This window comes from Streptomyces sp. NPDC002133 (assembly GCF_040296405.1).
In the GTDB taxonomy this organism is placed as follows: Bacteria; Actinomycetota; Actinomycetes; order Streptomycetales; family Streptomycetaceae; genus Streptomyces.
The window spans coordinates 299,609-317,483 of sequence record NZ_JBEOXF010000003.1 but is presented as its reverse complement, the minus strand read 5'-3'; the positions used below and the strand labels follow the sequence as shown (position 1 = coordinate 317,483).

Below are 17,875 nucleotides of genomic sequence, written 5' to 3'. Positions count from 1 at the left end.
GGCGGCAGCAGAGGAACATTGCACCGTGGCGCAAAAGTGTTCAGATCTCACGAAGACGGTCAGCTATTTCACGGAGCAGTGACGGGTCGTGCGGCCCCCGGTGCGCGGGGGGCGCGCAGATCCTGATCAGCCCCGCCTCGACGAGGTCCACGAGGAGGACACGGACGACGGTGAGCGGCATGTCGGCGTCGGCCGCGACCTCGGCGACCGGGCGTGCCCCGCGGCGCACCAGCTCCAGCAGGGAGCTGCGGGCATGATCGAGCCGCGGTTCGGACCGATCCCCGTCCACGGCCATGACCTGCGACATCAGGTCGATGTGGTGCTCGGCGGCGGGACGGGTCCGGCCCCGGGTCACGGTGTACGGCCGCACCATCGACCCGGTCTCGTCCTCGTACCAGTGCTCGCTCACGGGGTCAGGCGCCGGGGGCCTCGGAGAGCGTGCGCGCGGGTACGGTCATGTGCCGGCCGACGCGCCTGACCAGCAGGGTCATCTCGTGCGCGAGCTGGCCGACGTCGGTCTCGATGTCGGAGAGCACGGCGAGGCGGCTGCCGTCGCCGGCGGGGGTGATGAAGAGATACGCGCCCTCGAGCATGACCATGGTCTGCCGGACCTTCCCCGCCTCGAAGCAGGCCCCGGCCTCCTTGGCGAGGCTGTGGAACCCGGCGCACACGGCGGACAGGTGCTCGATGTCGCGCTCGGGCATTCCGCGGGACGCGCAGGTGACGAGCCCGTCCGCGGTCAGCAGCACCGCCTGGCGGACGTGGTCGGTCCTGGCCACCAGCTCGTCGAGCAGCCAGCCGAGATCTCCCGCTGCGGTCTGCTCGGTGTGTTCGCTGCGCTCGCTCTGCTCCGGCGACTCCGCCCGCTCCGCCCCCTCCGGCGACTCCTGCTCGCGATCGTCGCGACTGCCCTGGTCACCCATCGTGGCCCCGCCCTTCGTCGCTCGTACTCTCCGGTCCGGCCGGTTCGCCCATGCGCCCCCGGTGGACCCCTCGCTGAAACGCCCCGAAGATCGCCCGCATCTCCTCCGCACCGACGTCCTGCGCGGGCTCCTCCGGCTCCGCGCCGCCCGGCGCCTCCCGCAGCGGAGCCGCGAGCGACGCCTGCCGTACGCGCTTGGGCAGCGGACCCCGTCCTGGTCCGCCTTCGCCGGCCGCGGCGGTCGCCGGGGCCGCGTGAGGTGCCTCGGCCGCCTCGGGCGCCGCGGATGTCGCGGACACCGTCGGCGTGGTCTTCCCTACGCGCGTGGGCAGCGCCCGGACCACGGCGCCCGTGGGTTCCGGGGCACGCTCGTGGGACGGCGGCGCCGGCTCACGGGCGGGCTCGGGCTCCACGGGTGTGGTGACGGTGTGCGGGAGCAGGACGACCGCGGTCGTACCGCCGTACGGCGAACGGGTCAGGGTCACCGTGATGTCGTGGCGGGCGGCGAGCCGGCCGACGATGTAGAGGCCGAGGCGCTCGTCCTGCACGGGGTCGAAATCGCCGGGGCGGGCCAGCGTGCGGTGGGCCTGGGCGAGTTCGTCGCCGTCCATGCCGAGTCCGCGGTCGTCGATCTCGAGCACGAAGCCGTTGCGGGCGGCGCCCGTGCGCATCGTGACCTGGGTGTGCGGCGGCGAGAAGACCGCCGCGTTCTCGACGAGCTCGGCGACGAGGTGCACCACGTCCGCGACGGCGTCGGCGCTGATCCCGACAGCCGGCATCGGCGGTACGACGACCCTCGTGTAGTCCTCGATCTCGCCGGCCGCCGCGGCCACGACGTCGACGAGCGGCACCGGCCCCCGCCATCTGCGCCCCGGCGCCGCGCCGGAGAGGATGATCAGGCCCTCGGCGTGGCGCCGCATCCGCGTCGTCAGATGGTCGATGCGGAAGAGGTCCTCCAGCGTGTCCGGGTCGCTGGTGCGGCGCTCCAGGGTGTCGACCAGCTTCGCCTGCCGGTGCACCAGTGCCTGGTTGCGGCGTGCGATGTTCAGCAGCACCGCGAACACACCGCGCCGCAGCGTCGCCTGCTTGACCGCCGCCTCCACAGCGGCCCGCCGCGCCGCGTTGAGCGCCCGCCCGACCTGCGCGATCTCGTCGGCCCCGCGCTCGTCGTCGCCGAAGTCGAGCGGCGGCGCCACGGCAGCCGCGTCGACGCCCTCACCCGCCGAGAGCCGCTCCATGACATCGGGCAGCTGACGAGTCGCCAGCAGGTCGGCCGCGTCGCGCAGCTCCTCCAGGCGCCGTGCGATGCGCCGTCCGGCCGACACCGAGAGCCAGATGGACAGCACGACGGCGACGAACCCGACCCCGCCGACCACCGCGGCCTTGACCATCTCGCGGTAGGCGAAGGCACGCCCCCGGTCCGCCGCGTTGAGCGCGGACTCGGAGCACAGCAGCATGTACTTCCTGACCGCGCGGTCCGTCGTCGTCCGCCAGGAGTCGGCGGCGATCGCCTCGCCCGCCCCGGAGGCCCCGGCGCGCAGCAGCGCGTCCTCGCCGGAGATCAGCGCCCGGTACTCGGCGCCCTCCTCGAAGTCCGTGAACAGCCCTCGCGAGTCGGCCGGCAGATCGGGGACGTACGTGCGGTGGAAGACCCGCCGGTCCTCGATCGCGGCCGTGAGCGCGTCGTACTGGCCGTCGCTGAGCCTCCCCGCGGCCCGCGCACCGGCGACCAGCGCGTCCTCGCGGGACACGAACTCCCGTACCCGTACCAGCTCCACCACGACCTGCGCCTCGCGCGCGAGCTGTCCGGCCTGCAGCGCGGTGAGCGAGGACTGTACGTCGAAGGTCGGCTCGACGAGCACCGTGTACGCGTCGACGGCCCTGCTCCAGGAGAGCGTCCGGTCGAGCACCTGCTTCCGCAGGGATTCCAGCCGCGCGGCCGCGTCCGCCATGGCGTCCAGCGACTCCCGCTGGCGCGCAGAGAGATCCTCGCGCCCGCGCTCGTCGCCGATCGCGTCGCGCATCGCCTGCACGGCCCGGTCGGTCGAGCGCTGCTGCTCCAGATACGCGGTGGCACCGCCCGGACCGGAGTCGCCGCGCTCCCTCTCCCCCAGGTACGCGGCGGCCAGCCTGCGCTCGATCTGGATCTGCCCGACCGCCGTGTCGACCGGGGTGCCGAAGCCCTCGTAGATGCCCTGCAGCCGGATCAGGGCTCGCAGATCGCCGGTCACCGACACCATCGCGAAGCTCCACAGCGTCATCAGCGCGACGACGGGCAACACGGTGAGGGCCACGATCCGCCCGCGGATCGTGGGACGGCGCAGTCGCCGGCGCATGGACTCCCCAGGTCATCAGGACGACGGACCAGCGGTGGTTACCGACCGGTAGGGTCAGTCAAGCTACGCGATCCTGCGCACACAGCGCAACGCTCCGTGCGGTATCAGGAGTCATCGGGAATCCTCGTCTCCATTGACACTTCGTCAGCTCTGCTGCACGGTGCCTCCCCCGGCCCGGGCGACAGTGGTGTGCCCTTCGGGTGTCCGGCCCGTTGAAACGTGTGTCCGCTCCCGTGTCCGACGGTTGGAGGCCCGACGTGACGCCCGACACGACGCCCCGCACCGCGCCTCGCGCGGACACGTCCTGGCTCGACCCCGGCCCCTTCCTGCGCGGAGTGGCCTGGCGGGACGGCGAGCGCGTGGTGCGGGCCGATCCCGGGGATGCGGGGCGACTGCCGTGGGACACCCGCGAGCGGGCCGCGCTGCCCATCGGCGTACGGCTGGAGTTCCGCGCGCCGGACGGGGCGCGGGCGGTCCAGGTGCACTATCGCGCACGGGTACCCGGCGCGGCGGAGGCGCTGCGCGAGCTCGCCCATTGCTTCTCGCTCTGGCAGGGCGACCACCGGGTGCACGAGACGTTCACCGAGCCCGCCGAGGACGCAACGGTCACGGTCGAACTCCCCTCCGGCGAGGGGCCGTTCACCGTCCACCCGCCCGAGTCGCAGTCGCCCGTGATCCTCGGTCTGCGCGGGGTGGGAGGCGCGATCCTTCCCGCGCCGGTGCGTCCGCGCTGGGTCGTGCACGGCGACTCGATCACGGAGGGCTGGTTGTCGACCCGTCCTGCCCACTCCTGGCCCGCGGCTGCCGGCCGGGCCCTCGGGCTGGACACCGTCAATCTCGGCTATGCGGGCGGAGCCTGTGGCGAACTCCCCACCGCGCAGCACCTCTCGGCGCTCCCCGCCGACGTCCTGACCCTCGCGTTCGGCACCAACTGCTGGTCCCGGATCCCGTGCACCGCTCCCCTGCTGTACGAGACGGTGCGCGCCTTCGTCACCCTCGTGCGCCAGGGCCACCCGGACACGCCCCTGCTCATCGTGTCCCCGGTACTGCACCCCGCAGCCGAGTCGACGTCCAACGCCTGCGGTGCCACGCTCGCCGAGCTGCGCACGGCGATGGAGTCGGCGGCGCGGGACCTCGTCTCGGCGGGCGACAGGCGGCTGGCGCTGCTCCCCGGCCGCGGTCTGCTGACGGCTGACCACCTGGCGGACGGACTCCATCCGAACGACGCGGGCCACGCGCTGATGGCCTCGGCAGTCGCGAAAGCCCTGCGCACCGCGGGCTTCGTGCGCCCTTGAGGCCGGTTCCGCTCTGCGGGGCGATCACCCATTGGCCATCACCCATTGGCGAACGGCCCACGATCCGCACCCGGGGGACGGCCGGGGCGGGCCGTGCAGGGTCCCCCCGCGGAAATCGGCTCCCCGTACGGGATGACGCCGTACCCACCGATTTCGAGGAGCCGAGCCCGGAGGGCCGCCCGCCCGACCCCCGCGAACCCCGCACCCCGCGGCTCGCCGAAAACACCGCTCGCCCGAACACGGCAGCGGCCCCCGGGACCGGTGTCCCAGAGGCCGCGGCCTGCAGACGCCACTAGCTCCAGCTGGCGTGCAGCGGCTTGCCCTCGGCGTAACCGGCGGCGCTCTGGATGCCGACGATCGCCTTCTCGGTGAACTCCTCCAGCGAGCCGGCACCCGCGTAGGTACAGGACGAGCGGACGCCGGCGATGATCGAGTCGATCAGGTCCTCGACGCCCGGGCGGGCCGGGTCGAGGAACATCCGCGAGTGGGAGATGCCCTCCTCGAAGAGCCCCTTGCGGGCCCGGTCGTACGCCGACTCCTCGCTCGTACGGTTCTGCACGGCGCGTGCGGAGGCCATGCCGAACGACTCCTTGTACGGACGCCCGTCAGCGGTGTGCTGGAGGTCGCCCGGGGACTCGTACGTGCCCGCGAACCAGGAGCCGATCATGACGTTGGAGGCGCCTGCGGCGAGGGCCATGGCGACGTCGCGCGGGTGGCGGACACCGCCGTCGGCCCACACGTGCTTGCCGTACTTCTTCGCCTCGGCGGCGCACTCCAGAACGGCCGAGAACTGCGGGCGGCCGACGCCGGTCATCATGCGGGTGGTGCACATGGCGCCGGGGCCCACACCGACCTTGATGATGTCCGCGCCGGCGTCGATGAGGTCCTTGACGCCCTCCGCGGCGACGATGTTGCCCGCGACGATCGGCACCTGCGGGTCCAGCCCGCGCACCACCTTGATCGCGTTGATCATCGACTCCTGGTGGCCGTGCGCGGTGTCGATGACGAGCGTGTCCACGCCCGCGTCGAGCAGCTGCTTGGCCTTGCCCGCCACGTCGCCGTTGATACCGACGGCGGCGGCGATCCGCAGCTTGCCGCCCGCGTCGGTGGCCGGCGTGTACAGCGTGGCGCGCAGCGCGCCCTTGCGGGTGAGGGCACCCACGAGCCTGCCGTCCCGGTCGACCGCGGGGGCGAACTTCCGGTTGGCGTTGTCGAGAGTCGTGAACGCCTCGCGCGGGTCGATGTCCGCGTCGATGAGCAGCAGGTCCTTGGACATGACCTCGGACAGCTGTGTGAAGCGGTCCACGCCCGACAGGTCGTGCTCGGTGACGATGCCGACCGGGCGCTGCTCCTCGTCGACGACGACACCGGCGCCGTGCGCCCGCTTGGGCAGCAGGGACAGCGCGTCGGCGACGGTCTGGTGCGGGGCGAGCACGATCGGGGTGTCGAGCACGAGGTGGCGCGTCTTCACCCAGGAGATGACGTCGGTGACGACCTCCATCGGGATGTCCTGCGGGATGACGACCATGCTGCCGCGGCGGGCCACGGTCTCGGCCATCCGGCGGCCGGCGATCGCGGTCATGTTGGCGACGACCAGCGGGATGGTGGTGCCCGTGCCGTCGGGGGAGGAGAGGTCGACCCCCTGGCGGGAGCCCACGGCCGAACGACTCGGCACCATGAACACATCGTCGTACGTCAGGTCGTACGGCGGCTTGATGTCATTGAGGAAACGCACGTGCTGAACATCCCAGTCATTCGGAGGGGTCCCGGAAGTTCATCCGGGGGAAAACGCACGTACTTCATTGTCCCATGGCGCCGGGAATGAACTGCCCGGGCCGATCATCCAGGACCCGGCGACGACCTCTGGTCGGATCCTCCAAGGGACACGAGCACTGCGAGTCGCCCCGGCATGGTGTCCACCGCCTGCGCGAAGACCTCCTGGGCGGTCTCCCACTCGCGGGGCCTGGCCCCGGCGTACTCCTGCCAGCGGAGGACGAGGACGAGCGTGCCCTCGTCCCCCGGCAGATCGGTGAGGCAGTCGGCGAGCGCGTCCCAGTTGTGTCCGAACCACGCGGGGAGCTCCAGGTCGCTCGCACAGCGCTCCATGAAGGCGGCCTTGTCCGTGACCCCATGGAGGTCGAGCACGGTGATGTTGCGGCCGGCGGTCACACCGAACAGCGCCGCGAGGGGGCCGTCCCTCATCGGAGCACCTCCGTGAACGTCGCGTAGTGATCGTCGGTGTAGTAGATCTCACCGCTCTGCCCGGTGACAATGCGGCGGGCCCCGCGGTCACGCTCGCCGGGCGTGCGGACGGTGTACTCCCGGTAGTGGCCCCGCCCCTGCTTCGGCAGGATCCCCTCGAAGTTGCCGAAGACGGCTCCGTCCTTCTCGTACGGGAACGGTCCGCCCCGGTCGATCAGGCGCAGCGTCTCGCGGGCCTCGGGCGGCAGGTCGGCGACGCGGACGGTGGGGAGGGCGGTCCGTGCGACGACCTTGGTGGGCGCCCGGTTCAGCGCGTCGGAGCCGGACGAGCATCCGGTCGACAGGAGCCCCAGAAGGGCCAGCAGCGCCAGGGCGAGGCGGAGGAGCGGCCGGTGCAGCATGGCGCCGATGCTGCCACGACCGCGCGGTGAAGGTGGTGAAGGTGGAGGGCGGGGCGGGTAGGGAATGCCCCGTGCAGCACAGCGACCCGAGAAAGCACGCACCGCCGCAGGAGCGCCTGCGGGCTCGCCAGGAGGCCCGCAGGCCCGCCGGGCTCGAGACCGCGCGGCTCCGGGCGGAGGGCGTCCACGGGGCGGCCCTGACCTGGGTGGACAACGCGGGCCTCACCCGGGTGAAGGCCGTGCCCGTCGGCCGGCTGGCCCAGGCGGCGGCGCGCGGCGTCGGTATGTCGCCCGTCTTCGACGTCTACCTGGTGGACGACTCGATCACCACGAGCCGCCACATCGGCGGCCCGGACGGCGACCTGAGGCTCGTACCGGACCTCGATCGGCTCACCGTGCTCGCCGCGCAGCCGGGCTGGGCCTGGGCGCCGGTCGACCGCTACGACCAGCAGGGCCGGCCGTACGCCGCGTGCCAGCGGCTCTTCGCGCGGAGGATGGCCCTGCGGGCCGCGGACCACGGCATCGGGCTGCGGATGGGCTTCGAGACCGAGTGGGTCGTGCACCGGGACGGCGTGCCCGCGTGCACGGGGCCCGCGTACGGGATGGCCCGGATGGTCGAGCTCTCCGACTACCTGGACGAGGTGGTGCGCGCGCTGGTCGCGCAGGGCGTCGAGGTGCTCCAGATCCATCCCGAGTACGCCGCCGGGCAGTTCGAGGTCTCGGTGGCCCCGTCCGATCCGGTGGGCGCCGCGGACCTCGCGGTGCTCGTGCGCGAGACGGTGCGGGCGGTCTCCCTGCGGCACGGGCTCAACCCACTGTTCGGCCCCGTGGTGGAGGCGGGGGGCGTCGGCAACGGCGGTCACCTCCACCTGAGTCTGTGGCGGGACGGGCAGAACCTGTGCCGGGGCGGTCGAGGGCCTTTCGGGACGACCTCCGACAGCGAGGCGTTTCTCGCGGGCGTCCTGGAGGCCCTCCCGGCCCTCCTCGCGATCGGCGCCCCCTCCCCCGCGAGCTACCTCCGCCTCGAACCGTCCCGCTGGGCGGGCGCCTTCCAGTGCTGGGGGCTGGAGAACCGCGAGGCCGCACTCCGGTTCATCGCGGGTGCTCCGGACGACCCGGAGGGCGCCAACGCCGAGGTGAAGTGCTTCGACGCGGCGGCCAATCCGTATCTGGTGACGGGCGCGGTGATCGCGGCCGGCCTCGCCGGCCTCGCCGCGGGTGCCCGGCTGCCGGAGCCGGTGACGGGCGATCCGGCGACATGGGCGGACGAGCCGGCGGAGGACAGCGGTCCGGCGCGGGGCGGCGCGGACGCCGGAGCCGCCCCGGCAGGGTCGGACGACGGCCACGACGGGCCCAGGGGTGCGCCTGCGCGGCTGCCGCGGTCGCTGCCGGAGGCACTGGCGCACTTCGTCCGGTCGGACGTTCTGCGCGAGGCGCTCGGCGATGCGCTGTTCGAGGCGATCGTGGCCGTACGCCGGGCCGAGGCCGAGCTGTTCGCCGGCAAAAGCCCGCAGGAGATCGCCGACACGACGCGCGGGCGGTACTGAATGACGCTCGCGCTGCCGCCGCTCGTCGACCACCACTGCCACGGTGTGCTGCGCCGGAGCCCGGACGCGGAGACCTTCGCCTCGTACCTGACCGAGTCGGACGCCCCGGCCGCCCCCGGTACGAGCTTCTTCGACACACAGCTGGGCTTCGCGGTGCGCCGCTGGTGCCCGCCGCTGCTCGGACTGGAGGCGCACTGCCCTCCGGGGCGGTACCTGGAGCGCCGCCGTGAGCTGGGCACCGACGAGGTGACGCGGAGGCTGCTGCGGGCAAGCGGCACGGGCACGTATCTCGTCGACACCGGGCTGCCGGGCGACCTCACGGGGCCCGCCGATCTGGCGGAGCTCGGCGGCGGCGAGGCACGCACGATCGTGCGGCTGGAGACGCTGGCCGAGCACACGGCCGACGCGGCCCACGGCCCCGGGCTGTTCCTCGAGGTGTTCGACCACGCCGTCACGGCGGCCGCCCGCACCGCGGCCGGGTTCAAGTCGATCGCCGCGTACCGCCACGGCCTCGGCCTGGCCCCCGATCCGCCGACTCCCAACGAGGTCCGTGCCGCGGCCGGGCGCTGGCTGGACGCGCGCGCACCGGGCGGGCGGCTCGACGACCCGGTGCTGCTGCGCCATCTGCTCTGGTCGGCGGTGCGGACGGGGCTGCCGCTGCAGCTCCACACCGGCTTCGGCGACCCCGATCTCCGCCTCGACCGCTGCGATCCCCTGCTCCTGACGGACTTCATCCGGGCCGTCGCCCCGTACGGCTGCCCGCTGGTGCTCCTGCACGGCTACCCGTACCACCGGCACGCCGCCTACCTCGCCCACGCGTTCACACATGTGTACGCGGACGTCGGCCTGGCCCTCTCCCACACGGGCGCCCGCGCCGGGGCCGTGCTCGCCGAGGCGCTGGAGCTGACCCCGTTCGGCAAGCTGCTGTACTCGAGCGACGCGTACGGGCTCCCGGAGCTCTACCTCGTCGGCGCCCGCGTCTTCGAGGAGGCGCTCGCCCGTCTCCTGGACACCTGGACGGCTTCCGGAGCCTGGTCGGCGCCGGACGGCGAACGCGTGGCGCACCTGCTCGCGGCGGAGAACGCCCGGCGCCTGTACGGCCTGGGATCCGCCCCCTGACGAGGGCGCCCGAACGAACTCAGCCCGACCCGGTGGGTGCCGGGGCGGGCTGTGGTGGGATGCGCGGCGTCGAAGGGGGCAGGTCTTCCGTCAGTCGTCCGGGTCCGCGCGCTCCAGCGCCGGCCGCGGCCCCGGGTGGGACTCCGTGAGGAGGTAGTCGGCCGCGGCCGTGTCCGTCACCAGGCTCGTGACCAGCCCCGACCGCAGCACGGCGCCGATCGCCGACGCCTTGCGCTGGCCGCCGGCGATCGCGACGACCTCCGGGATCCGGCGCAGCCGGTCCGCCTCGACCGTGATGCAGCGTTCGCCGAGGTCGCGGCCGACGCGGCGGCCGTCCGCGTCGAAGAGATGCGCGGACATCTCCGCGGCGACGCCGAGCGACGCGTAGTGCGCGCGCTCCTCGTCCGTGAGCATGTCGTGGACCGTCGAGATGCCCGGCTCCCAGGAGCCGATCGACACGCACGCGACGGTCACCTTGTCGAAGTACTCGAAGGCGCGGGCGATGCCCGTCTGGTTGCGCAGCGCCGCGGCGGTCGCCGGGTCCGGCAGCAGCATCGGCGCGTAGATCGGGTGCGCCTCGCCGCCGGAGACCTGGGCCGCGCGCCGCACGGCCTCCACCGAGCCACGCTCGGCGGTCCCGGCGTCGTACACACCCGTCAGCTGCACGACCGTGCACGGCGGCAGCCGGTCCAGCGCGGCCGCCATGTGGATCGTCGAGCGGCCCCACGCCAGGCCGAGCACATCGCCCTCGTTCACCAACTCGCCGAGGAGGTCCGCGGCCACCTCACCGAGGTTCTCCGGGTCGGGGGACTCGTCCTCGGCCTCCGACGGGGATTCGACAACCACCGCGTGCCGCAGTCCGTAGCGGGCACGCAACGCGTCGGAGCGCTCCGCGTCCAGCTCGGCGGGGACGCGGATCTCGATCCGCACGAGGTCGCGTTCGAGCGCGGTCTCCAGGACCCGCGCAACCTTGAAGCGGCTGACGCCGAACTCCTCGGCGATCTGGATCTTGGATTTGCCCTCGAGATAGAAGCGGCGGGCCATGGCCGCCGCCTGCACCAGCTCCGCGGGTCCCATCCGCAGGGCTGGTCGTCCCGCCGACATTGCAGACACCGCGCTCTCCTCACTGCTGTTCACACTCCGGAACCGTCATCCTGTCAGATCCGGGGGTGATCGATCAGCCCGGTCGGGCCCCGTTCATGTAAGCGTGGCTCAGTGGTCGCATGCCCAGGGGGCCGATGCGATGGTGCCGGCCGCCATGTCGCGCAGCGAGCGCACCGCCTCGGCCGGATCCTCGGCCCCGTACACCGCGGAGCCGGCGACGAAGACATCCGCGCCCGCCTCCGCACACTGCTCGATCGTCTCCTCCGAGACACCTCCGTCCACCTGCAGCCACAGCTCGAGTCCGTGCTTGCTGATCAGCTCCCGGGTGCGGCGGATCTTCGGGAGCATGATGTCGAGGAACGCCTGGCCGCCGAAGCCCGGCTCCACGGTCATGATCAGCAGCATGTCGAGCTCGGGGAGCAGGTCCTCGAACGGCTCGATGGGTGTGGCGGGCTTGAGCGCCATCGAGGCGCGCGCGCCCTTGGCCCGGATCTCGCGCGCCAGCCGCACGGGCGCCGCCGCGGCCTCCACGTGGAAGGTGACGGAGCCGGCGCCGGCCTCGACGTACTGGGGGGCCCAGCGGTCCGGGTTCTCGATCATCAGATGGCAGTCCAGCGGGATGTCGGTCGCACGACTGAGCGACTCCACCACCGGCACGCCGAGCGTCAGATTGGGCACGAAGTGGTTGTCCATGACATCTACGTGGAGCCAGTCGGCGCCTTCGACGGCCTTCGCCTCCTCGGCGAGGCGGGCGAAGTCGGCGGACAGGATGCTGGGGTTGATCTGGGCCATGTGCCAAGACTGCCATGCGGCGGCACCGGCTTGCGCGGGAGGACCCCGAGCAGGCACCGCGGGCTGCCGCGGGAGGCCGCCACCATCACGAGGAACCGGCCCGCCGGACGGTCCGCGGGCACCCGCCCACGGCGAACGTCGCAGCGCGTACCGGGCGGCTCGCCCGGTACGGCACCAGCCGGTGCCGGGGCGGTGCCGGCCCTTCTCCTCGTGCGGCCCCTGGTCGTCGGCGTCTGCTGCGTCAGCCGGTGCGCCGCAGCAGCGCCAGATACATCGCGTCGGTGCCGTGCAGGTGCGGCCACAGCTGAACGTCCGGGCCGTCGCCCAGTGCCGGTACCCCCGGCATCAGGGAGCGCGCGTCGATCCACTCGGCGTCCACCGGGGCGCCCCCGCGGCCCTTGAGCACGTCCTCGACGACCACGTGGGTCTCGGCGAGGTGGGGCGAGCACGTCGCGTATCCGACGACGCCGCCGACACGGACCGCGGCAAGGGCCTCGCGCAGCAGCTCGCGCTGGAGCGGGGCGAAGCCGTCGAGGTCCTCGGGGCGGCGGCGCCAGCGGGCCTCGGGACGGCGGCGCAGAGCGCCGAGGCCCGAGCACGGCACGTCGACGAGGACCCGGTCGAAGGAGCCGGGACGCCACGGCGGGCGGGTGCCGTCCGCGGCGATGACCTGGTACGGGCCGGGGTTGCCGGCCAGGGCGCGCTCGACGAGGCGCGCGCGGTGCGGCTGCTTCTCGGACGCCAGCAGCGAGGCGCCGCGTCCCGCGGCGAGGGCGCCGAGCAGGGCCGCCTTGCCGCCGGGGCCCGCGCAGCCGTCGAGCCAGCGCTTGTCGGGGCCGTCGAGCGGGGCGTTGGCAAGGGCTATCGCGACGAGCTGACTGCCCTCGTCCTGCACTCCCGCGCGCCCTTCGCGCACGGGGTCGAGCGCGCCGGGCTCGCCGCCCTCGGTGAGCCGCACCGCGTAGGGCGACCAGCGACCCGGCAGCCCGGCCTCCTCGCCGAGCAGGTCCAGCAGCTCGTCCGTCGTGGCCCGCCCCGGCCTGGCGACCAGCGTCACCTCGGGCCGCTCGTTGTCGGCCTCCAGCAGGTCCTCGATCCCGGCCCGGCCGCCGCCCAGCGCGTCCCACAGCGCCGAGACGACCCACCGCGGATGCGAGTGCACCACGGCCAGGTGGTCCTCGGCGTCCTCGTCGTACGGCGGCGCGACACGCTCCAGCCACCCGTCGAGATCGTGCTGCGAGATCTTGCGCAGCACGGCGTTGACGAACTTGGCCCGACCGTCACCGAGCACGACCCGCGCCAGCTCCACGCTCGCCGAGACGGCCGCGTGCGTCGGGATACGCGTACCGAGCAGCTGATGGGCACCGAGCGCGAGCACATCCAGCACGGGCGGGTCGACCTCGCGCAGCGGCCGGTCGACGCACGCGGCGATGATCGCGTCGTAGGTCCCCTGCCGGCGCAGCGTGCCGTACACCAGCTCGGTCGCCAGTGCCGCGTCCCGGTTGTCGAAGTCACCGTGCTCGCGGGCCTTCTTCAGCAGCGGCGGCAGAACGAGATTGGCGTACGCGTCCCGCTCGTCCACCGCGCGCAGCGCGTCGAAGGCGAGGATCCGCACGGGGTCCTTCTTCGGGCGACGGTACGGCTTGTGGGGACGGCGACGGCCGCTCTGCTCACTCAAAAGGTGCTCCGCGTTTCAGAAGAGTCGAACGCCTTCAGCCTACGTCGGCGGCTCCCAGCTTCTCGCCGGGGGCGATCCGCACCCCGCGGGCCCAGTCCGCCGCGGGCATGGGCTTCTTGCCCTGCGGCTGCACCCAGAGCAGCTCGACGGCGTGCGAACCGGTTCCCGCGTACACATGGTTCTTGCCGACCATCAGCTCCCCGGGCGCGAGCTCCGCGCGGTCCGGGTGGAGGTGGACGTTGACCAGCTTCAGCCGCTCACCGCGGAAGGCGGTCCACGCGCCGGGGGCAGGCGTGCAGCCGCGCACGACCCGGTCGACGCGCAGAGCCGGCGCGTGCCAGTCCACCTGCGCGGCCTCGACGGTGAGCTTCGGGGCGAGTGTGACGCCCGCGGTCGGCTGCGGTACGGCCTTGAGGGTGCCGTCCTCGATGCCGTCCATCGTCGCGGCGAGCAGTCCCGAGCCCGCGAACGCGAGCCGGGTCAGCAGGTCACCGCTGGTGTCCGTCGGCCGGACGTGCTCGGTGATCACGCCGTAGACCGGCCCGGAGTCGAGCCCCTCCTCGATCTGGAAGGTCGAGGCACCGGTCATCTCGTCCCCGGCGAGGATCGCGTGCTGCACAGGCGCGGCACCACGCCACGCGGGCAGCAACGAGAAGTGCAGGTTGACCCAGCCCTTGGCGGGAATGTCCAGCGCGACCCTGGGCAGCAGCGCGCCGTACGCGACGACCGGGCAGCAGTCCGGGGCGATCTCGCGCAGCCGTGCGAGGAAGTCCTCGTCTCGCGGCCTGACGGGCTTGAGGACCTCGATCCCGGCCTCCTCCGCACGCTGCGCGACCGGGCTGGCGACCAGGCGCCTGCCGCGGCCGGCAGGGGCGTCCGGGCGGGTGACGACGGCCGCGACCTCGTGCCGGTCGGAGGCGATCAGGGCATCCAGGGCGGGTACGGCGACCTCGGGGGTGCCTGCGAAGACAAGTTTCACGGGAGATACCTCGCTCTGTGTGCCGGGTGGACGCGCGACGTACCAGTCTATTTGGCCGAACCGACAGGGGGCGCACGGACGCACGTGCGCCCCGCGCATATGCCCTTGCACCCGTGCCCCGTGACCACAACGCAGGGTGGAGCGTTGGTCAAGAGAGATTGACCGAAGCGGGCAGCCCCGGTGCGGCCCGACCGTTTTCATCGCCGGTTCGAGAGGCTTGTTCATGGCCGACCACGCAACCCACGACGCCCAAGCCCGGGCGAGTCTGCATCTGTTGGTGCGGGACATCGAGCGGGTCCGCCGGCAGGTGGACGCACTGCGCACGCTCACGGCCCAGTTGGGCAACGTCTACCGTCCGCGTCGCTCCGGCCCGTCCACGGGCTTCGTCGTCTACGGAAGGGCTCCGGCCCCGACCGTCCGCCTCGCGCAGGAACTGCGGGACAGCGTCGAGACCTTGGTGACCGCGGCGGTGGACTTCGACCGTTCGCTGGGCTTCTCGTGGGACGCGGTGGGCTCGGCGCTGGGTGTCACGAAGCAGGCCGTGCACCGCCGTTACGGGTCGCGGCGGGCGACGCCGCAGCCCGGGGCGGCCGAGGCGATCGCCGCCGCGCCTGCGGTGCCCGCGGTGCCCGCTGCGCGCTCGATGCCGCCGCAGCCGACGGCGGCCGCCCAGTCCTTCCGCGAGGAGGTCCGCCCGAGCGCCTTCCCCGGCCCGCGCAACGGCTGACCCCACCCCGCCCGCCCCGGTGCACCCACTCGGTGCGCCGGGGCGGGCTTGTGCCTTCGGCGGGACGCGGGGTGCCTCCTGCGGTGCGGGGTGGGCGGTGTGGCCGGTGCCGCCGGGCGTCCGGTGTGTCCGTCCTCAAGCTCCCCCTGTGCCCTGCGGCGTGGGGGGACCCCGGACGGGCTTGGTGCGGCTGCTGTCGGTGGGTGATGGTGCGGGACCCCTCCGGGCTCGCCTCCTCGAAATCGGTGCGGTGGGTACGGCGTCACCCGGCACCACCGCCCGATTTCTGCGGGGGCGACCCTGCACGGCCCCGCCCCGGCCGCCCCCCGACCGCGACCCGGTGGGTGGCCACACACCACCGGCGCGAGCCCGCCCGGTTCCCCACGTAGGGGACGCACAGGGGCCGTGTTCTGGACGTAAAGGCGCCCGCAGCTCGCGAAGCGCGCGGTGAGGACCGACAGCTCAGGACACGAGCCCCGGAGCGTACCCCGACGGCAACCGCACGGCACCGGGCAACCGCGCACCCCCGGAAGAAACCCGCGTCAGCCGATGTCCGGGGGGTCCACGCGAATGCGTACCGGGTCCCCGCCGCCCCGCGCCAGCCGCGCGGCCCGGGCCGACTTCAGGGCTGCCGCCAGCGCCGCTCCATTCCCCCGAGGCACCCGCAGAAGCACCCGCTCCCACGACTCCCCCGCCGGCGGGTCGCCGGGCCGACGCGGCCGCCCCGGAGCCACCGGCGGCAATGGAACCGGCCCCAGGACCTCCGCGTCCCCCGGCAGCTCCGCCGCCGCCAGAAAGGCGGCCACCGCCTCGCCCGGACCCGTCACGGCCGCCATCCGGGACACGGGCGGAAAGCCCAGCTCGGCGCGCTCGGCCAGCTCGCGCTGGGCGTGGCCCACGGGGTCCCAGCGGACGAGCGCCTGCACGGGGCGGAGTGTCGGCTCGGCGACGACCACGACCGTGCCGCCGTCCTCCTGGCCCCGCACCAGCGAGGCGGCGTCCATCCATCGGCGCAGTGCCTCCTCGCCAGACCGCAGGTCGGGCCTGCCGAGCATGGCCCAGCCGTCGAGCAGCAGCGCCGCCGCGTATCCGCCTTCGGCGACCGGTTCCGCGCCCGGTGTGCTGACGACCAGGGCCGGCCGGCCGGGCACGGTGTCCAGGACATGGTCACGCCCGGACGTGCGCACCGGCACCGCCGGAAACGCCCTTCCCAGTTCCTCCGCGGTGCGCCGCGCGCCCACCACCTGGGCCCGCAGCCGGGTGCCGCCGCACTCCGCGCAGTGCCAGCCGCCGGCGTCCCGCCCGCACCATCCGCACCGTAGATCGCGCTCGCCCGGCGCCTCCAGCGGCCCGGAACAGTGTCCGCAGCGCGCGGGCGTGCGGCATCGCTCGCAGGCCAGCCTGGGGACATACCCCCGCCGGGGCACCTGGACGAGCACAGGTCCGGACTTCAGCCCGTCGCGGACGGTCTGCCATGCCAACGACGGCAGCCGGGCGGCCCGCGCGGCCTCGTCGCGGGCGAGCTCGCCGTCTCCGACGGTGCGTACCAGTGGCGCGGCCCGCCGCACCTGTCCCCGGTCCGCGACCAGCGGCTGCGCCCAGCCGCTCTCGACGAGCTGGGCCGCCTCCACCGTGCAGCTCGTCGCGCCCAGCAGGAACCCGCACCTGTCGTGCGCGGCGCGCAGCAGCAGCACTTCGCGCGCGTGCGGCAGGGGGGCGTGCGGCTCGCTGTGGCTGGCGTCGCCGTCGTCCCATATCGCAACGAGCCCGAGGTCCCGTACGGGAGCGAACATCGCCGCCCGTGTGCCGACCACGGCCCGCACGGACCCGCGCCGCACCGCCAGCCACTGCCGGTACCGCTTCTCCGGTCCCGCCTCGGCGGTCAGCACCGCATGTCGCCCCTCGCCGACGAGCCGGGTGAGGGCGGCGTCGACCCGCGCCACGGCTCGCCCGTCCGGCACGACGACGAGCGCGCCCCGCCCGGACGCCAAGGTTGCCGCGACGGCCCTGGCCAGCTCATCGGCCCAGTGCGGTCCGGGCAGCGCGGTCCACACGGCCCGCGGTGCACCCCCGCCGGCCAACGCCTCCAGAAACCCGGCCCCCCGCCCGTACCGCTCCCAGGTCCCCACGTCCGGTGCACCCGGCGGCGGCAGCGGCTCCGGCGAGGGCTTCGCCTCGGCCCGTGCGCTGCGCGGCGGCACCGCAAGCTGCAGCACATCGGCGAGGCTCCCCGCGTACCGGTCGGCGACCGCCCTGGTCAGGGCGAGCAGCTCGGGACTGAGGACGGGCTCGGGCGAGACGACGTCGGCGAGCGCCGCCAGCGGCCCCGAGTAGTCCGACTCGGCCCGTCGCTCGACGATGAAGCCGTCGATCAGCCGCCCGCCCTCGCGCCGCCCGTCACGCACCTGATGTGCCCCCGCCCCGAAGCGCACGCGCACCCGCACGCCGGGCTGTGCGTCCGCGTCGAGCTCCTCGGGCACGGCGTAGTCGAAGAACTGGTCGAGGTGCAGCACCCCCTTGTTCACCGCGACCCTCGCCACCGGCAGTTCCTTCGCCAGTGCGGCCCCCCGCCACGTCCGGGGCTTCGCCCGCGGCACCTTCGCCTGCCGCACGGTTTCCCGGATGAGCGCAAGCTGCTCCGGCGGGCCGTCGCCGGGCCGCTCGGAACGTTCGTTGTCGCTGCTCACAGCCACCTTCCTATCAGAAGGGACTGACAGTGAAGGCTGCGCGGAGGGCGCCTGAGATCAGGAGCGGTGACGGTGTGCACTGTGCC

The 17,875-nt window shown here is 73.7% G+C and carries 15 protein-coding genes; 4 read left to right on the top strand and 11 right to left on the bottom strand.

Annotated elements, in window-relative coordinates; translation table 11 throughout:
• Window positions 1–40 precede the first annotated feature (40 nt).
• From ABT078_RS06105 to ABT078_RS06095, 3 genes are read right to left on the bottom strand one after another with little or no spacing between them, the layout of a single operon-like run.
• Window positions 41–409 (bottom strand): DUF742 domain-containing protein, encoded by a 369-nt coding sequence (locus ABT078_RS06105; protein WP_351224287.1) that lies wholly within the window; start codon window positions 407–409, stop codon window positions 41–43.
• A 4-nt stretch (window positions 410–413) separates the two neighbouring features.
• Window positions 414–923: a roadblock/LC7 domain-containing protein gene (locus ABT078_RS06100; RefSeq protein ID WP_351224285.1), complete on the bottom strand. Its 510-nt coding sequence runs from the start codon at window positions 921–923 to the stop codon at window positions 414–416.
• A complete protein-coding gene (locus ABT078_RS06095) occupies window positions 916–3,258 on the bottom strand; it encodes a sensor histidine kinase (protein ID WP_351224283.1) in 2,343 nt (780 codons plus the stop codon). Before ABT078_RS06095 ends, ABT078_RS06100 begins: the two co-directional genes overlap by 8 nt.
• Window positions 3,259–3,515: 257 nt before the next feature.
• On the opposite strand from ABT078_RS06095, the gene ABT078_RS06090 reads away from it, so the two are divergent.
• Window positions 3,516–4,553, top strand: a complete 1,038-nt coding sequence (locus ABT078_RS06090) for a GDSL-type esterase/lipase family protein (protein ID WP_351224281.1) — start codon at window positions 3,516–3,518, stop codon at window positions 4,551–4,553.
• 292 nt (window positions 4,554–4,845) lie between these two features.
• Here the strand turns inward: ABT078_RS06090 and ABT078_RS06085 are convergent, their stop codons facing one another.
• From ABT078_RS06085 to ABT078_RS06075, 3 genes are all read right to left on the bottom strand, one after another.
• The gene (locus ABT078_RS06085) at window positions 4,846–6,288 is read right to left on the bottom strand and encodes a GuaB1 family IMP dehydrogenase-related protein (protein WP_351224279.1); all 1,443 of its coding nucleotides are present in this window, start codon (window positions 6,286–6,288) and stop codon (window positions 4,846–4,848) included.
• A gap of 104 nt (window positions 6,289–6,392) precedes the next feature.
• Window positions 6,393–6,755: a barstar family protein gene (locus tag ABT078_RS06080; protein WP_351224277.1), complete on the bottom strand. Its 363-nt coding sequence runs from the start codon at window positions 6,753–6,755 to the stop codon at window positions 6,393–6,395.
• The gene (locus tag ABT078_RS06075; RefSeq protein ID WP_351224275.1) at window positions 6,752–7,156 is read right to left on the bottom strand and encodes a guanyl-specific ribonuclease; all 405 of its coding nucleotides are present in this window, start codon (window positions 7,154–7,156) and stop codon (window positions 6,752–6,754) included. Before ABT078_RS06075 ends, ABT078_RS06080 begins: the two co-directional genes overlap by 4 nt.
• A 71-nt stretch (window positions 7,157–7,227) precedes the next feature.
• Between ABT078_RS06075 and ABT078_RS06070 the strand changes: the two genes are divergently transcribed.
• Both ABT078_RS06070 and ABT078_RS06065 read left to right on the top strand, forming a co-directional pair.
• Complete coding sequence (locus ABT078_RS06070) at window positions 7,228–8,703, top strand: type I glutamate--ammonia ligase (RefSeq protein WP_502981165.1); 1,476 nt, start codon at window positions 7,228–7,230, stop codon at window positions 8,701–8,703.
• A complete protein-coding gene (locus ABT078_RS06065; RefSeq protein WP_351224273.1) occupies window positions 8,704–9,822 on the top strand; it encodes an amidohydrolase family protein in 1,119 nt (372 codons plus the stop codon).
• Between the two features lie 90 nt (window positions 9,823–9,912).
• On the opposite strand, the gene ABT078_RS06060 is transcribed toward ABT078_RS06065, so the two are convergent.
• The 4 genes from ABT078_RS06060 to fmt form a co-directional block, all read right to left on the bottom strand.
• A complete protein-coding gene (locus ABT078_RS06060) occupies window positions 9,913–10,959 on the bottom strand; it encodes a sugar-binding transcriptional regulator (RefSeq protein ID WP_351224271.1) in 1,047 nt (348 codons plus the stop codon).
• 75 nt (window positions 10,960–11,034) lie between these two features.
• Window positions 11,035–11,718: a ribulose-phosphate 3-epimerase gene (gene rpe, locus ABT078_RS06055; RefSeq protein ID WP_351224269.1), complete on the bottom strand. Its 684-nt coding sequence runs from the start codon at window positions 11,716–11,718 to the stop codon at window positions 11,035–11,037.
• A 241-nt stretch (window positions 11,719–11,959) separates the two neighbouring features.
• Window positions 11,960–13,396 (bottom strand): RsmB/NOP family class I SAM-dependent RNA methyltransferase, encoded by a 1,437-nt coding sequence (locus ABT078_RS06050; protein ID WP_351224267.1) that lies wholly within the window; start codon window positions 13,394–13,396, stop codon window positions 11,960–11,962.
• A 34-nt stretch (window positions 13,397–13,430) separates the two neighbouring features.
• Window positions 13,431–14,375: a methionyl-tRNA formyltransferase gene (gene fmt / locus ABT078_RS06045; RefSeq protein ID WP_351224265.1), complete on the bottom strand. Its 945-nt coding sequence runs from the start codon at window positions 14,373–14,375 to the stop codon at window positions 13,431–13,433.
• Window positions 14,376–14,598: 223 nt separating this feature from the next.
• On the opposite strand from fmt, the gene ABT078_RS06040 reads away from it, so the two are divergent.
• Entirely contained in the window at window positions 14,599–15,102 is a 504-nt protein-coding gene (locus ABT078_RS06040; RefSeq protein ID WP_351224263.1) for a hypothetical protein, read from the top strand.
• 542 nt (window positions 15,103–15,644) lie between these two features.
• On the opposite strand, the gene ABT078_RS06035 is transcribed toward ABT078_RS06040, so the two are convergent.
• Entirely contained in the window at window positions 15,645–17,789 is a 2,145-nt protein-coding gene (locus tag ABT078_RS06035; RefSeq protein WP_351224261.1) for a primosomal protein N', read from the bottom strand.
• Window positions 17,790–17,875: the final 86 nt, after the last annotated feature.

Excerpts from the sequence above, each read along its gene's own strand:
- ABT078_RS06040 (WP_351224263.1), top strand. The coding sequence starts at position 14,599 with ATGGCCGACCACGCAACCCACGACGCCCAAGCCCGGGCGAGTCTGCAT.
- ABT078_RS06100 (WP_351224285.1), bottom strand. The coding sequence starts at position 923 with ATGGGTGACCAGGGCAGTCGCGACGATCGCGAGCAGGAGTCGCCGGAG.
- ABT078_RS06095 (WP_351224283.1), bottom strand. The coding sequence starts at position 3,258 with ATGCGCCGGCGACTGCGCCGTCCCACGATCCGCGGGCGGATCGTGGCC.
- ABT078_RS06080 (WP_351224277.1), bottom strand. The coding sequence starts at position 6,755 with ATGAGGGACGGCCCCCTCGCGGCGCTGTTCGGTGTGACCGCCGGCCGC.
- rpe (WP_351224269.1), bottom strand. The coding sequence starts at position 11,718 with ATGGCCCAGATCAACCCCAGCATCCTGTCCGCCGACTTCGCCCGCCTC.
- ABT078_RS06075 (WP_351224275.1), bottom strand. The coding sequence starts at position 7,156 with ATGCTGCACCGGCCGCTCCTCCGCCTCGCCCTGGCGCTGCTGGCCCTT.
- ABT078_RS06065 (WP_351224273.1), top strand. The coding sequence starts at position 8,704 with ATGACGCTCGCGCTGCCGCCGCTCGTCGACCACCACTGCCACGGTGTG.